The following is a 15,064-nucleotide window of genomic DNA, read 5'->3' as shown; positions in this document are numbered from 1 at the left end:
TCCCTCGTGAGCCAACCCACCCCCAGCCCCTCCCTTCCAGGGAGGGGAGCAGATATCGCGACTCGTCGGTATGACGGAGACGACACCCGCCCTCGCAAATCCGTGCTGCATCTGCTAACGGCGCGCGCATGCTGAACCTGAACAATATCACGGTGCGCCTTGGCAGCCGCGTCATCCTCGACGGCGCCAGTGCGTCGCTGCCACCGGGCAGCCGCGTCGGCCTGATCGGGCGCAACGGCGCCGGCAAGTCGACGATGGTGCGCGTGATCGCGGGCCAGCTCGAACCCGACGACGGTTCCGCCGACATGCCGCGCGGCGCCCGCATCGGCTATCTCGCGCAGGAGGCACCGCACGGCGTCAAGACGCCGTTCGAGACCGTGCTCGAAGCCGATTCCGAACGCGCCGCGCTGATGATCGAGAGCGAGACCAGCGAGGATCCCGACCGGCTCGGCGACGTGTACGAGCGGCTGATCGCGATCGACGCCTATACCGCGCCGGCCCGCGCCGCGCAGATCCTGCTTGGCCTCGGCTTCGACGAGGAGATGCAGGCGCGCACGCTCGACAGCTTCTCGGGTGGCTGGAAGATGCGCGTCGCGCTCGCCGCTCTGCTGTTCTCGCAGCCCGACCTGCTGCTGCTCGACGAGCCCTCGAACCATCTCGATCTCGAGGCGGTGATGTGGCTGGAGGACTTCCTCAAGGGCTACAAGGCAACGATCGTGGTGGTCAGCCACGAGCGCGACTTCCTCAATAACGTGGTCGATCACATCCTGCATCTGCAGGGTGGCAAGATCACGCTCTACCCCGGCGGCTATGATTCGTTCGAACGCCAGCGTGCCGAGCGGCTTGCGCAGATCGAGGCGGCGCGCGCCAACCAGGCGGTGCAGCGCGAGAAGCTGCAGGAATATATCGCTAAGAATTCCGCCCGTGCGTCGACCGCGAAGCAGGCCCAGTCCCGCCAGAAGATGCTCGCGAAGATGCAGCCGATCGCGGAGAGCTTCAACGATCCGACGCTGTCGTTCGGCTTCCCCAACCCGACCGAACTGCGCCCGCCGCTGATCACCCTCGACATGGCGAGCGTCGGTTATGCCGATGTGCCGATCCTGAAGCGACTGAACATGCGGCTAGACCCCGACGACCGGGTCGCGCTGCTGGGGCGCAACGGCAACGGCAAGACCACGCTCGCGCGCCTGCTGGCGGCGCAGCTCGCGCCGATGGACGGCGCGATGGCGTCGTCGAACAAGATGAAGGTGGGGTATTTCACCCAGTATCAGGTCGAGGAACTCGATCCGCACGATACCCCGATCGAGCATATGACGCACCTGATGAAGGGGGCCACCCCTGCTGCGGTGCGCGGTCAGCTGGGCCGGTTCGGGTTCTCGGGCGACAAGGCGACGACCAAGGTCGGCAAGCTGTCGGGCGGCGAGCGTGCGCGCCTCGCTCTGGCGCTGATCACGCGCGATGCGCCGCACATGCTGATCCTCGACGAGCCGACCAACCATCTGGACGTCGATGCGCGCGAGGCGCTGGTCCAGGCGCTCAACGCCTATACCGGCGCGGTGGTGCTGGTCAGCCATGATCGCCACATGCTGGAGCTGACCGCCGACCGGCTGGTGCTGGTCGACGACGGCACCGCGAAGGAATTCGACGGCAGCCTCGACGACTATATCGCGCTGGTGCTGAAGGGCGACGGCGGCAAGGGCGATGCCGCGTCGAAGGCCGACAAGAAGGCAGGCAAGAAGGCCGCCGCGGATGCCAAGAGCAACGACGCGGCGATGCGCAAGACGTTGCGCGAGCTGGAGGAACAGACCGCCAAGTTCACCAAGGAAGTCGCCGCGCTCGACCTGGCGATGACCGATCCGGCCAAGGCCGAGCCGCGGTTTTCGCGGATGTCGATGGGGGATCTGAACAAGCGCCGCGCCGAGGTCCAGGTGAAGCTGGATGCTAGCGAGGCGAAGTGGCTTGAGGCTAGCGAGGCGTTGGAGGGGGTGGCGGCTTAGGGCGCGACGTACACGCTCCGTCCTCCCTGCCCGCCTCTGTCATCCCAGCTCTTCCAATCCGTTATCCCAGCGAAGGCTGGGATCTCCCGGTTCGGGGCACAGCGTCCGCCAACGGGTAGACCGCAGCCTGCGCTGTGGTGACGGGTGTGGGGCGCTGCGACGTATTTCGACCCCGTCATCCTGCTTCTACCTCGTCATCCTGACGAAAGTCAGGACCCAGGGTTACGGGCGCTGGCGCTTGGGGCTCTGGGTCCTGACTTTCGTCAGGATGACGGGGGTTTGGCGTTCAGTCCGCAGCCTTGTCCGCCGCCGGCCGCTCGAACCACGCCTCGATATCGCCCGACAGCTTCAGCGTCAGCGGATTGCCATGCCGATCGACCTTCTTGCCGAGCGCGACGCGGATCCAGCCTTCGGAGATGCAATATTCCTCGACGTCGTGGCGCACCGCACCCTTGAAGCGGATGCCGATGCCGCGTTCCAGCAGGTCCTGCTTGAAGAACGGGCTGCGGTAATTGGTCGACAGGCGATCGGGCGGGGTGTCGCCCTGAACGGCGTCGGAGTTCGGGGCTTCGGCCTGCGGCGCGTCTGGAGTCTCGGTCATGCCTGCGCGTTAGCGGCAACCGCCCCGCGCGCGCCACAAAAAAACGGCGCCGGGAGCGATCCCGACGCCTTGTTGCACGATCAGCTGCAGACCTGGACCCGCACTGGATCGCCATAATAGGGATCCCGACGCCATTCGCTCCAGCACCGCGGGCGATAATCCTCGCGGTAATAGGTGCGAACCGGCGGTCCCTGATAATAGCCGTCGTTGTAGTAGCCGCGGTCATAATAGCGCCCGCGGTTGTTGTTGCTGGCGATCACCGCGCCAACGCCGAGACCCAGGATACCGCCCAGCACCGCCGCACCGGCCACGTCGCCGCCGCGGTGACCGCGATAGCCACCATAACCACCCCGCCCCCAGCGCTGCGCGTCGGCTGGTGCCGCCGCCGTCAGTGCCGTCGCCGCCAGCGCGATTCCAAGACCTGCCTTCTTTATCAATCCGTTCATCGCGAACCTCCATTACTCGTTACGCCCGGTCCACATGGGACAACGCATAGGTGTCCGACCGTGTTTCAGTCTTTGCGCGAGTCGGGCTGAATGATGGCGGAACGGCGCGTTAACCCTACGTATAGGCGGGCGGCGCCCCAGCGTGGACAATATAGACGCCGTTCGTATCGCGGCGGGACAGCGCGCAATCGCTGCTGGCGTCGTCGCCGCATCCCCGGCATGCCGTCCACTCAACGCAAGGGTCGGTTGGATGGCGAAGATCAGGGCGATGCAGATGGTGGCGGTCGCGGTACTGGCCGGGACCGCGGGGCTGGCCGGCGCGGTCGCGATGCTCGGCGCACCGGGCCGGCCTGCCGTGGCGCAGGCAGCGACGCCGGTTCGCGCGCCCGCGCCGATCGCAAGGCCGGTCGCGCTCGCGGCTAAACCCGCACCAACGCGCGCGCCTGCGGCTAAACCCGCACCAACGCGCGCGCCTGCGCCCGACGCCGGCTATGTCGTGAAGCGCATCCTGGCGGTGAAATCGCCGTTTGTGCACGGCGATTATTACTGGGACGAGGCCGGCGTCCCTGCCGGGCCGATCGTCGTCACGGTCGACCTGGAGGCGCAGACGCTGTCGGTATTCCGCGGCGGCTACGAGATCGGCACCGCAGTCGTGGTCTATGGCGCCGACGAGAAGCCGACCCCGCTCGGCGTGTTCGCGATCAGTCAGAAGGACGCGAAACACGTCTCCAACCTGTACGACGCACCGATGCCGTACATGCTGCGGCTGACCAACGACGGCATCTCTATCCATGGCAGCGCGGTCGGATCGAACCTTGCCACCCATGGCTGCGTCGGCGTGCCGAAGCCGTTCGCCAAGCTGCTGTTCGGCGCGGTCAAGCTGGGCGACCGCGTGATCGTCAGCCGGGGCGAGCGGCTGTCGCTGGGCGAGCAGGTCAAGGCCGCGTCCTGACCGACCCCATCGCATAGCCGCGCGGCCTGCGAAGATATTACGGCGTTCCCGCCAATCCCGGACCGACATCCGCACTGGGCAGATACCGCGGCGCGACGCGCGCCTTCGCACGCTGTTCATACGCGTAGCCGGCGCCGAGCACCGCTGCCTCGCCGAACTTCGTCGCGATGAACGACAGGCCGACCGGCAGGCCGCGGACCAGGCCCATCGGCACGGTCAGGTTCGGATAGCCGGCGATCGCGGGCAGTTCGCTCGAACTGGGGCCGCCATATTGGTCGCCGTACACCGGTTCGCTGAGCCACGCGGGGCCGTAGGTCGGCTCGACCAGAACGGTCGCACCTGCGGTCCGAAGCATCGCGTCGATCCCCTCGACGCCCGCCAGCCGCAGCGACTTCGCACGCGCCGCCAGATAGGCGGGATCGGCCAGCCCCTTGGTCTTGGCCGCCGCCTCGAACGTCTCCTGCGCGAAGAACGGCATTTCGGTCGGCGCGTTGGCGGTGTTGAACGCGATCACCTGATCCAGCGACCGGGTCGCGATCGGCGCCGGACTAGTACCGAGATAGATGTCGAGATCGGCTTTCAATTCGGTCTGCAGCACCAGCAACTCGGCCTCGCCGATGCCCTCGAGCTTGGGCTGCTTGACCTCGACCAGTACCGCACCCGCGGCCTTCAGCACGTCGAGCGCGGCCTGATACCGGGCAGCGACATCGGCGGTCATCTCGGGCCGGACGACGCCGATGCGCAGACCCGACAGCGCGCTGGCCGACAGCCCGGCAGTATAGTCGCGCTTCACCGCGCCTGCGGTTGCCGCATCCGCCGGGTCCGCCCCGACCATCGCCGACAACAGTGTGGCGACGTCGCGGACGCTGCGCGCCATCGGTCCAGGCGTGTCCTGGCTATGGCTGATCGGCACGACATGGGTGCGACTGACGAGGCCGATCGAGGGTTTCAGTCCGACCAGTCCGTTGATCGACGACGGACAGACCACCGAACCGTCGGTCTCGGTCCCCACCGCCGCCGCCGCGAAGCTCGCCGCGATCGCAGCGCCCGACCCGCTCGACGATCCGCAGGCGGTGCGATCGAGCGCATAGGGGTTGCGGACCAGGCCGCCCGTGGCGCTCCAGCCGCTCATCGACCGGGTCGACCGGATGTTCGCCCATTCGCTGAGGTTGGTTTTCCCCAGGATCACCGCACCCGCCGCGCGCAGCTGCGCGACCACCGGGGCGTCGCGGCGCGTAAGGTTGGCCTTCAGCGCCAGGCTGCCCGCGGTCGTCGGCATCGCATCGGCGGTCTCGATATTGTCCTTGATCAGCACCGGCACGCCGTGAAGCGGCCCCCTCACCCGCCCCGCCTTTCGCTCTTCGTCCAGCCCCTTCGCCTGCGCCAGCGCGTCGGGGTTGAGCGCGATGATGCTGCGCATTGTCGGCCCCTTGCGATCCATCGCCGCGATCCGCGCCAGATAGGCGCGGGTCAGGTCGACGCTCGATGCCTTCCCCGCGGCCATATCCGCCTGGAGCTGGTCGATCGAGCGCTCCTCGACTGCGACCGTCCTTGCCCCGACAGGCGCTCCGGTGGTGGCGAGCAGCAACGCGAACATCAGACGGCGCATGGTATCCCCTTTGTTTTATCGACGTCAGGCTATCGGCGATTGCGACGCCCGCCAAGCGCACATCTAGATCGTTCGGGGCGCGTTGCGCGGCCGCGTGCGCGAACCCATATTCGGGCGCTATGGCCATTCAGATTCGCACCAGCCTTGCCGAGCCCGAGACCGGCGAGACCTTCGTACCCCACCGCCCTTCGGCACGTCCCGACAAGGTCGAGGGCGGCAAGCGGTTCGAACTTGTCAGCGAATACACGCCGAGCGGCGATCAGCCCGGCGCGATCGCCGAACTCGTCGCCGGGGTGAACGATGCCGAGAAGGACCAGGTGCTGCTGGGCGTCACCGGGTCGGGCAAGACCTTCACCGTCGCCAAGGTGATCGAGGCGGTCCAGCGCCCGGCGCTGATCCTGGCGCCGAACAAGATCCTCGCGGCGCAGCTGTACGGCGAGATGAAGTCGTTCTTCCCGAACAACGCGGTCGAATATTTCGTCTCGTATTACGACTATTACCAGCCCGAAGCCTACGTCGCGCGGTCGGATACGTACATCGAGAAGGAATCCTCGACCAACGAGTCGATCGACCGGATGCGCCATTCGGCGACGCGCGCGCTGCTCGAACGCGACGACGTGATCATCGTCGCGTCGGTGTCGTGCCTATACGGCATCGGATCGGTCGAGACCTATTCGGCGATGATCTTCGACCTGAAAAAGGGCACGACCGTCGACCAGCGCGAGATCGTGCGGAAGCTGGTCGCGCTACAGTACAAGCGCAACGACGCGGCGTTCCAGCGCGGCAATTTCCGAGTGAAGGGCGATACGCTCGAGATCTTTCCGTCGCACTATGAGGACAGCGCGTGGCGGGTGTCGTTCTTCGGCGACGATATCGAGGAGATCACCGAGTTCGATCCGCTGACCGGCAGCAAGATCGCCAGCCTCAACTCGATCCGCATCTATGCGAACAGCCATTACGTCACGCCCGGCCCGACGCTGAAACAGGCGGGCGAGGCGATCAAGCACGAGCTCGCCGAGCGGCTGAAGGAACTGGTGATCGAGGGCAAGCTGCTCGAAGCGCAGCGGCTGGAGCAGCGTACCAATTTCGATCTCGAGATGATTGCGGCGACCGGCAGTTGCGCGGGGATCGAGAATTATTCCCGCTTCCTGACCGGGCGGATGCCGGGCGAACCACCCCCCACGCTGTTCGAATATTTGCCAGACAACGCGCTGCTGTTCGTCGACGAGAGCCATGTCACGATTGGCCAGATCAACGGCATGTCGCGCGGCGATCACCGACGGAAACTGACGCTGGCGGAATACGGCTTCCGCCTGCCGTCGGCGATCGACAACCGCCCGCTGCGCTTCAACGAATGGGACGCGATGCGGCCGCAGACGACTTATGTCTCGGCGACGCCGGGGTCGTGGGAGATGGAACAGACCGGCGGCGTCTTTGCCGAACAGGTCATCCGCCCGACCGGGCTGATCGATCCGCCGGTCGAGATCAAGCCGGTCGAGGAACAGGTCCAGGACCTGATCGTCGAGGCGCGGAAGACTACCGAGGCTGGCTACCGCACGCTGGTGACCACGCTGACCAAGCGGATGGCGGAGGACCTGACCGAGTACATGCACGAGGCCGGGATCAAGGTCCGCTACATGCATTCGGACGTCGAGACGCTGGAACGCATCGAGCTGATCCGCGACCTGCGGCTTGGCGTGTACGACGTGCTGATCGGCATCAACCTGCTGCGCGAGGGGCTCGATATCCCCGAATGCGGGCTGGTCGCGATCCTCGATGCGGACAAGGAGGGCTTCCTGCGCTCCGAGACGTCGCTGATCCAGACCATCGGCCGCGCCGCGCGCAACGTCGACGGGCGCGTCATCCTCTATGCCGATCGCATCACGGGCTCGATGGAGCGCGCGATGAACGAGACCGGGCGCCGTCGTGAGAAGCAGGTCGCCTACAACACCGAACACGGCATTACGCCGACCACGATCAAGCGCAACATCGGCGACATCATCGCGCACGTCGCGAGCGGCGACCAGGTCACGATCCCGATCGACGAGGATCGCCCGCACATGGTCGGGCACAACCTGCGCGCGTATATCGAGGATCTCGAGAAGCAGATGCGCAAGGCGGCGAGCGATCTGGAGTTCGAGACCGCCGGGCGCCTGCGCGACGAGATCCGCCAGCTCGAGAACGACGAACTCGGGTTGCCGGTCGACCAGCAAAAGGCGCCGATGATGGGGCGTTCGAACGAGGGCAAGCCGGGCACGCGCAAGACGCGCTATGGGAAGAGCCAGAAGATGCGGATGGGGGGGAGCCGGTCGCGGTAGATCGGATACCGGTCCTTCCTCTCTGACGGCGGTAACGACGTAGGGTTCTGCGAAGCATAGAGCATGGGTTCATCGCGGAGAGCCCCATGATCCGAAGCTTCGCAGACCCGGAAACCGAACGTATCTGGAACGGTGATCGTAGCCGTAGATTGCCCGCCGACGTCCAACAGCGCTCGATGCGTCGGATGAAGCTGCTGGACGCCGCGCGATCATTGGAGGAACTGGGGGAACTGCCCGGCAACCGCCTTCATGCGCTGAAGGACGACCGCCTGGGCCAACATTCCATTTCCATTAATATGCAGTGGCGCATATGTTTCGCCTGGAAGGACGGAGACGCATATGACGTCGGGATTATCGACTATCACTGACTCCGATTGGCTCGAGAACGAGCACGCGGGGAAGATGCTGGTCAGCGAATTTCTTGAGCCCGAAGAACTGAGCGTCGAACGGCTTGCTCGGGATATCGGCGTTGCGCCGGATCAGGTCGCGTCCGTCATCAGCGGTGCCCGCCCAGTGGATGGCGAACTCGACCTGCGTCTCACGCGGTATTTCCGACTGTCCGAAGGGTTCTTCCTGCGGCTGCAGAACCAGTACGAACTTCTCGAAGCCAAGCGCGCGTTGAACGGCGCGCTCGATCGCATCGTCCCGCGCGCCGCCTAGCCTACCGTCAGATTCTCGGCGCCCGATCCGTAATAGCTGGCAACCCGGTCGGCATAGGCCTGGTCGAATACCGGTGCGTTGTTCGACCAGCTGGGGCCACCTTCGAGGACACGTTTGTCGATCGTCACCATGTACAGGTCGCGGACGGCGTCGAACTGCAGCAGCGCGAAGGGGAGCGGGTAGAAGCTCTTGCCCATCCCCAGGAAGCCGCCGAGGCTCAGCACCGCGTGGGTGACGCGACCGGTGCCCTTGTGGACCATGAAGGCGTGGACCGATCCGACCGCGTCGCCGTCACGGCTCTCGACCTTCATCGTCCCGGAGATGTTCGCCTGGACGAGCAGCTGGGTCGGGGTAGCGGGGGTATCGGACACGGTGTTTCTCCAGGACGTTCGCGACGTTGAACCGGTAGGAGGGCGCGGCGGTTCCCACACGTCGGACCGGCGACGGGTTGAGCGGCTCCCGCGCATCCGCCATAGCGAGGCATGCGCGCCCTTGCCCCCCTCGCTCTGCTGGCCGTGATCGGCGGCTGCGTCGCCGCTCCGACCAGCGCACCGCCACCGCCGCGACCGATCGCACAGCCGCGACCGGTACCACCGCCACCCCCCATGCCTGCTGCGGACTGGCGCGATCTGCCGTATAGTCCCGGCACCTGGACCTATCGCCGCGACCCGCGTGGATCGATCGCGCTGTTCGGACCGGTGGGATCGGATGCGTCGCTGACGCTGCGCTGCGACCTGACCACGCGGCAGATATTCCTGTCGCGGGCGGGCACTGCGGTGACGCCGCTGACGATCCGGACGTCGAGCACGACGCGCGGCCTGGCGGTGCAGCCGGTCGGCGGCGCCCTGCCCTATGTCGCCGCCGCGTTGGTGCCGGGCGACCCGATCCTGGAGGCGATGGGCTTCAGCCGTGGCCGTTTCGTGGTCGCGCAGGCCGGGATGCCGACGCTGGTGGTCCCCGCCTGGGCCGAGATCGAGCGCGTGACCGAGGATTGCCGGGGCTAGTCGGCCGCCGAAAACGCCCCGAAAACGGACTGTCGAAAACACGTAAATCAGCGCTTGTATCGCGACCGCCTGCAAGCCACATTGCGGTTGCGGCCAGGCTTGGCCGCGTTGTTTCAACAAGCGAAAGGAGGTGATCCGATGTCTCATGGTTCAGCAGTGAGTTCGGTTCGGTTCGTTCGGGGGACGCGCCGCTAAACGCCGAGATGTCGCGCCGGGAGGTATCCTCCTCCAGTCAACGGCGTGATTCACAGGCAAGGCGGTTCGCATGGTCCTCCGGGCTGGAGCTCTCCGGCCGCTGACCATGTCTGGAGGTTGTCGGGTCGCAGGGATGCGCCCCGGCAACCTCTTTTCATTTCTGGCTTATTTTCCTTCGCAGGGTGGTGCAGCGGTCGCCACACCCCAGATCAGCGCGATGCTGCGCGACGCCATTCGAGACCAGATCCGGACGCTGATGGGATCCGACGAGGCGTCGGCTGTCGACCTGACTCGTCCGCCCGGCGACGACGGACTGTTCGGTCCGGACTCCGCGAGCTGGCAGGTCCACGGCGACTTCACCGCGATGATGATCGGCGGCGTCTCGGCACTGTTGCTGCAGATGCTGCATCCCGCCGTGCTCGCCGGGGTATGGGACCATTCGGGGTTCCGCGACGACATGCCAGGCCGGCTGAAGCGCACCGCACGGTTCATCGCCGCCACCACTTATGGGTCGACCGCGAGCGCGGAGGCGATGATCGCGCGCGTGCGGCACGTCCACCGCAATATTCGCGGCACACTGCCCGACGGCACGCCGTACGAGGCGGACGATCCCGCGTTGCTGACCTGGGTGCATGTCGCCGAGGCGCGCAGCTTCCTCGCCGCGCATATCCGCTACCGCGATCCGGCTTTTCCCGGCGCCCGGCAGGACCGCTATTATGCCGAGATGGCGGCGCTCGCGCGGCGGCTGGGGGCTACCGAGGTGCCGGAGACGCGGGCGGCGGTCGAAACCTATTTGCGGGGGATGCGCCGGAAGCTGCTAGTCGATGCGCGAACCCGCGACGTCGCGCAGGTGCTGCTGGGGCAGCCCGCGCCGAACCCGGCGTCGCGCCCGCTGCAGCAGATCCTGCTGCAGTCGGGGGTCGACCTGTTGCCGCCTTGGGCGCGCGCGATGCACGGCCTGCGGGTGCCGTTGCGCGAGAAGCTCGCATTGCGGGCGGGCGCGATCGGCGCGGGCAACGTCCTCCGTTGGGCGATGGCGCCGCGGTGAGTCGATCGTGGCTTCTCCCTTCCCAACCCCCGTCATCCCAGCGCAGGCTGGGATCTCCTGAGGCTGGCGCGGGACAGAAGCCTCGGGAGCCCCCAGCCTTCGCTGGGGTGACGGAATTAGAGGCCCCCGTGCCTGCACTGGGGACGGGGCGGGAGGCCTCAGGCCCCGACCAGCAACCCCTCCCGTGCGATCTTCTCGCGCCAGACCAGCGGCGCTAGCTGGTGGACGTTCTGGCCCGCGGAATCGACTGCGACAGTGACCGGGAAGTCGCTGACCTCGAATTCGTAGATCGCCTCCATCCCGAGGTCCGCGAAGCCGACCACCTTGCTGCCCTTGATCGCACGCGCGACCAGATAGGCCGCACCGCCGACCGCCATCAGATAGGCAGACTTCCGCTCGGCGATTGCCTTGGTCGCATCGGCGCCGCGCTCCGCCTTGCCGACCATCGCGAGCAGGCCCTGGTCGAGCATCATCCGGGTGAACTTGTCCATCCGCGTGGCGGTGGTGGGGCCAGCGGGGCCCACGACTTCATCACCGACCGGATCGACCGGACCGACATAATAGATCACGCGGCCCTTGAAATCGACCGGCAGCGGCTCGCCCTTGGCCAGCATGTCGGCGATCCGCTTGTGCGCGGCATCGCGGCCGGTGAGCATCTTGCCGTTGAGCAACAGCCGGTCGCCATGCTTCCAGCCCTGCACCACCTCGGGCGTCAGCGTATCGAGGTCGACGCGGATCGCAGCCTTGTCCGGCGTCCAGTTGACGTCGGGCCACTCGTCGAGCTTCGGCGCCTCCAGATACACCGGACCCGAGCCGTCGAGCGTGAAATGCGCGTGGCGCGTCGCGGCGCAATTGGGGATCATCGCGACCGGCTTCGACGCGGCATGCGTCGGCCAGTCGAAGATTTTCACGTCGAGGATGGTCGACAGCCCGCCAAGCCCCTGCGCACCGATACCGAGCGCGTTGACCTTGTCGAATATCTCGATCCGGAGCGCCTCGATGTCGTTGCGCGGCCCGCGCTGCTTCAACTGCGCCATGTCGATCGCCCCCATCAGCGATTCCTTGGCGAGCAGCATCGACTTTTCCGCGGTACCGCCAATGCCGATGCCGAGCATCCCCGGCGGGCACCAGCCGGCGCCCATCTGCGGGATCATCTCGAGCACCCAGTCGACGATCGAGTCGCTCGGGTTCATCATCTTGAACTTCGACTTGTTCTCGGACCCGCCGCCCTTGGCCGCGACGTCGATCGAGACGGTGTTGCCGGGCACCATCTCGACATGCATCACGCTCGGCGTGTTGTCCTTGGTGTTGCGGCGCGTGAAGGCGGGGTCGGCGAGGATCGACGCGCGCAGCTTGTTCTCGGGGTTGAGATACGCTTTCCGCACGCCGTCATCGATGACTTCCTGCAGCGAGCGCGTCGACTCCAGGCGGCAATCCTGGCCCCATTTCACGAAGATCGTGACGATCCCGGTATCCTGGCAGATCGGCCGATGCCCCTCCGCGCACATCCGCGAATTGGTCAGGATCTGGGCGATCGCGTCCTTGGCCGCGGGAGACTGCTCGGCCTCGTACGCGACACCCAGCGCGCGGATGTAATCCATCGGGTGGTAGTAGCTGATGAACTGGAGCGCGTCGGCGACGCTTTCAATCAGGTCGGCTTCGGTGATGACGGTCATGCGGCGCCTTCGAAGGGGAGGATGCGGCCGCCATACCCCCGTTCGCGCGATTTATGAAGACGGGCGCGAGCACGCCCCTGTTCGCTTTCGTAGCAAGGACCGGACCGGGGCGCCGCTTGTGGCTGCCCCGGTCCGCTCTTGGACGAACCGCCTTACATCGGCGGGGTGAGACCATCCTTGCCGACCGCGACCGATTTCGCGCCCGCGGCGCCGGGCGAAACGACCGCGAACACCTTCTGGCCCTTTGCCAGCACCGCGCGCTCGGCCGGCTCGAACCGGACGATCGGCGTCCCGACCGGGACCGCGACCTGGGCCTTGCCGCCCTTGTACGAGATCGTCAGCTTGGTCCCGCCGGGCTTGCCGGCTCCCCCGGTCACTGTGCCGTTGGTCATCCCGCTCTGCTGGTCGACGGTGCCGTTGGTCATCGCGCTCTGCCCGTCGACGGTGCCGTTGGTCATCGCACTCTGCCCGTCGACGGTCCCGTTGGTCATCCCGCTCGACGCGTTGGCGCCGCCACCCGCGGACGCGACCGCGCCGGGGACGTCCCAGGGATAATGGCCCTCGCCGGTGCCGCGCATCGCCTCGGGGAAGATCACCAGCTCGACCGCGCGCAGGGCATCGTCGGGACCGGTGGTCGCGGTGCCGATGAAATCGCCGTCCTTCAGCGTCGACAGGTTCGACGCGACCACCCAGGCGTATTTTGTGCTGGCGTCGAGCGGCACGTCGACCGACTTGCCGTCATAGGTCTGGACCGTCACCGCGTTGGCGCCGACCGCCGTGATCACACCGCGGACGCGGTTGACGGCGGGCGTTGCGCTTGCGGTTGCGCTGGTGTTCGCCGCGGTCGCGTTGCCGGCCGACTGCTTGTCGCCACAGCCGCCCAGGACCGCGATCACGCCGCTCAGCAGCACCAGTTTCTTCGTCAACATCGCATCGGATCCTTCAGATTTTCCCGGCTCGCGACGCCGAGGGTGGCACCGGCGATCGGCTCGCGGACGGCCACGGTGGCGTGGTCGATGCTCCTCAACGCCGGAGGGGGGCAACCGGGCGCATCCGTCCCATCGTATCAGCCGATTGCGGCGCGTCCGCGGGATGCCACGGACGGCGGCCTTGCGCCTCTAAGCCAACTAGGCAAAGCTCTTCGCCACCCAAGCCCGCATCGACGCACGGCGGGACCGAAAGACTAGCGATGTGGCGAGGGGATTTCGCGTTCGAACCGCACGCTGCGCAATATCGCGGCGCGGCTGGCGACAACGCCTTCCACGTTCATTTCGCCATTCAGGTCGTGCAGGGCATGGACCGGGCAGTGTTCGTCGAAACGGCGGAGGGCCTCGTCACCGGATCGAGCCTGACGATCGGATCGCTGGTTCCTCATCGCCTCCACCCGCAGGATGACGTGATCATCCGCTGGATCGAGCCGACGAGCGTGGAAGGTCGCATCCTGGTTGCACGACAGACGGCGCCGATCATGGTCGGAAGCGCTCCTTTCTCGCATCACTCTACCCCAGCGCTCGACGAGGCGGTGCGGCAGGCCATCGGACAGGTTACGGCCGGTCCCCGATCATTGGCGAGCGTCGCCAGCGACATCGGCATATCGCCGCATCGGTTGCGGCAGGCCGCGCGCGGGGCGCTTGCCGGGTCGCTCCGCCGCTGGACGCTGTGGCTCAAGCTTTGCCGTGCCGCACGCTCAATCGCCGGGGGCGCAACGCTGGCACAAGCGGCGATCGATGGCGATTTCGCCGATCAGGCACATCTCAACCGCACGATGCGCGCGATGTTCGGCATCACACCGGGCATTTTCCGCTCAGCCGCGCACGGCGGAATAGATCGCCAGCCGTCCGGTCATGGTGGCTAAGGCAAAGTCTTCGGCAACGTCCGTAAAGCCGGCCTCGCCGATCAGCTGCGGCAGTATCCCCGCGGCATTCGGTCCCGTCGCGTCGAACCCGTCGATGCACTGGATCAACAGAAACGCGGTTCGCATCGCAATCATGGGCTGCACGCCGTAATCGCAGATCAGCAGGCGCCCGCCGGGACGCAACAACGCCCACGCGTCGGCGAGGATCGCGCGCTTCATCGCTAGCGGGCATTGGTGCAGGACAAGGCTCGAGACGACGATATCCGCCACGCCCGCGCCAATCGTCGCGACACTCCGGTCGCCCATCGTCCGGACCCATTGGACAGTCGCGTTGCTCGCCGCCGCTTTCGCCCGTGCAATCGCCAGCGCATCATCATCGGGATCGACTCCGATCACTAGGGCTTGGGGATGAGCGGTCTTGATAGCGATCGTGAGCGAGCCGGTGCCGCAGCCGATATCGACGACGGTGCCGGTGCCGACCCCCTGGAACCGGTCAACGAGCGCGCGGCGCCATACGGTCTCTCGCGTCATGAATGCCAGCGCCCGGTCATAATGTCGGGTCATGCCAAAACGGCCAAGAGCGGGTACGAAGGCTTGTGTCATAGCCGGTGTTAGGCCGACCATCGGCGTGGGGGATTGAACGTTTCGCGCCGCAGTAGATCAGCAGCCAATCAAATCGTGAAACGGGCACCTGCTTCCCGCG

At 66.5% G+C, this 15,064-nt stretch carries 15 protein-coding genes; 8 read left to right on the top strand and 7 right to left on the bottom strand.

Annotation, left to right across the window (positions count from 1 at the left end):
* Window positions 1-128 precede the first annotated feature (128 nt).
* The gene (locus SJY20_RS04830) at window positions 129-1,997 is read left to right on the top strand and encodes an ABC-F family ATP-binding cassette domain-containing protein (protein ID WP_380785461.1); all 1,869 of its coding nucleotides are present in this window, start codon (window positions 129-131) and stop codon (window positions 1,995-1,997) included.
* Between the two features lie 286 nt (window positions 1,998-2,283).
* On the opposite strand, the gene SJY20_RS04825 is transcribed toward SJY20_RS04830, so the two are convergent.
* On the bottom strand, window positions 2,284-2,598 hold the full coding sequence (locus SJY20_RS04825; RefSeq protein WP_380785460.1) for a DUF3297 family protein: 315 nt from the start codon (window positions 2,596-2,598) through the stop codon (window positions 2,284-2,286).
* An 80-nt stretch (window positions 2,599-2,678) separates the two neighbouring features.
* The gene (locus SJY20_RS04820; RefSeq protein WP_380785459.1) at window positions 2,679-3,044 is read right to left on the bottom strand and encodes a hypothetical protein; all 366 of its coding nucleotides are present in this window, start codon (window positions 3,042-3,044) and stop codon (window positions 2,679-2,681) included.
* 250 nt (window positions 3,045-3,294) lie between these two features.
* Between SJY20_RS04820 and SJY20_RS04815 the strand changes: the two genes are divergently transcribed.
* A complete protein-coding gene (locus SJY20_RS04815) occupies window positions 3,295-3,996 on the top strand; it encodes a L,D-transpeptidase family protein (protein ID WP_380785458.1) in 702 nt (233 codons plus the stop codon).
* Window positions 3,997-4,033: 37 nt separating this feature from the next.
* Here SJY20_RS04815 and SJY20_RS04810 read toward each other — a convergent pair whose 3' ends face one another.
* On the bottom strand, window positions 4,034-5,605 hold the full coding sequence (locus tag SJY20_RS04810) for an amidase (protein WP_380785457.1): 1,572 nt from the start codon (window positions 5,603-5,605) through the stop codon (window positions 4,034-4,036).
* 119 nt (window positions 5,606-5,724) lie between these two features.
* Here SJY20_RS04810 and uvrB point away from each other — a divergent pair, with 119 nt between their 5' ends.
* The 3 genes from uvrB to SJY20_RS04795 all read left to right on the top strand — a co-directional run bounded on the left by uvrB (window position 5,725) and on the right by SJY20_RS04795 (window position 8,583).
* The gene (gene uvrB, locus SJY20_RS04805) at window positions 5,725-7,923 is read left to right on the top strand and encodes an excinuclease ABC subunit UvrB (protein ID WP_380785456.1); all 2,199 of its coding nucleotides are present in this window, start codon (window positions 5,725-5,727) and stop codon (window positions 7,921-7,923) included.
* Between the two features lie 86 nt (window positions 7,924-8,009).
* Window positions 8,010-8,291, top strand: a complete 282-nt coding sequence (locus SJY20_RS04800) for a type II toxin-antitoxin system RelE/ParE family toxin (RefSeq protein ID WP_380785455.1) — start codon at window positions 8,010-8,012, stop codon at window positions 8,289-8,291.
* Window positions 8,292-8,325: 34 nt separating this feature from the next.
* Window positions 8,326-8,583 (top strand): HigA family addiction module antitoxin, encoded by a 258-nt coding sequence (locus SJY20_RS04795; protein ID WP_380785454.1) that lies wholly within the window; start codon window positions 8,326-8,328, stop codon window positions 8,581-8,583.
* Here the strand turns inward: SJY20_RS04795 and SJY20_RS04790 are convergent.
* Window positions 8,580-8,894 (bottom strand): PRC-barrel domain-containing protein, encoded by a 315-nt coding sequence (locus SJY20_RS04790; RefSeq protein WP_380788566.1) that lies wholly within the window; start codon window positions 8,892-8,894, stop codon window positions 8,580-8,582. The two genes, SJY20_RS04795 and SJY20_RS04790, sit on opposite strands and share 4 nt — an antisense overlap.
* Before the next feature lie 171 nt (window positions 8,895-9,065).
* Between SJY20_RS04790 and SJY20_RS04785 the strand changes: the two genes are divergently transcribed.
* Both SJY20_RS04785 and SJY20_RS04780 read left to right on the top strand, forming a co-directional pair.
* A complete protein-coding gene (locus tag SJY20_RS04785; protein ID WP_380785453.1) occupies window positions 9,066-9,587 on the top strand; it encodes a hypothetical protein in 522 nt (173 codons plus the stop codon).
* Between the two features lie 412 nt (window positions 9,588-9,999).
* Entirely contained in the window at window positions 10,000-10,830 is an 831-nt protein-coding gene (locus tag SJY20_RS04780) for an oxygenase MpaB family protein (protein ID WP_380785452.1), read from the top strand.
* A 158-nt stretch (window positions 10,831-10,988) separates the two neighbouring features.
* On the opposite strand, the gene SJY20_RS04775 is transcribed toward SJY20_RS04780, so the two are convergent.
* Together SJY20_RS04775 and SJY20_RS04770 are read right to left on the bottom strand one after the other, a co-directional pair.
* A complete protein-coding gene (locus tag SJY20_RS04775) occupies window positions 10,989-12,506 on the bottom strand; it encodes a fumarate hydratase (protein ID WP_380785451.1) in 1,518 nt (505 codons plus the stop codon).
* Window positions 12,507-12,658: 152 nt separating this feature from the next.
* Complete coding sequence (locus SJY20_RS04770; protein WP_380785450.1) at window positions 12,659-13,435, bottom strand: hypothetical protein; 777 nt, start codon at window positions 13,433-13,435, stop codon at window positions 12,659-12,661.
* Window positions 13,436-13,695: 260 nt separating this feature from the next.
* Here SJY20_RS04770 and SJY20_RS04765 point away from each other — a divergent pair, with 260 nt between their 5' ends.
* Entirely contained in the window at window positions 13,696-14,361 is a 666-nt protein-coding gene (locus SJY20_RS04765; RefSeq protein ID WP_380785449.1) for a helix-turn-helix domain-containing protein, read from the top strand.
* On the opposite strand, the gene SJY20_RS04760 is transcribed toward SJY20_RS04765, so the two are convergent.
* Complete coding sequence (locus SJY20_RS04760; protein WP_380785448.1) at window positions 14,311-14,985, bottom strand: class I SAM-dependent methyltransferase; 675 nt, start codon at window positions 14,983-14,985, stop codon at window positions 14,311-14,313. The two genes, SJY20_RS04765 and SJY20_RS04760, sit on opposite strands and share 51 nt — an antisense overlap.
* Window positions 14,986-15,064: the final 79 nt, after the last annotated feature.

The organism is Sphingomonas sp. R86521, assembly GCF_042466235.1.
Taxonomy (GTDB): domain Bacteria; phylum Pseudomonadota; class Alphaproteobacteria; order Sphingomonadales; family Sphingomonadaceae; genus Sphingomonas.
The sequence above is the reverse complement of the archived record's forward strand: the minus strand, read 5'-3'. Positions and strand labels throughout refer to the sequence as shown.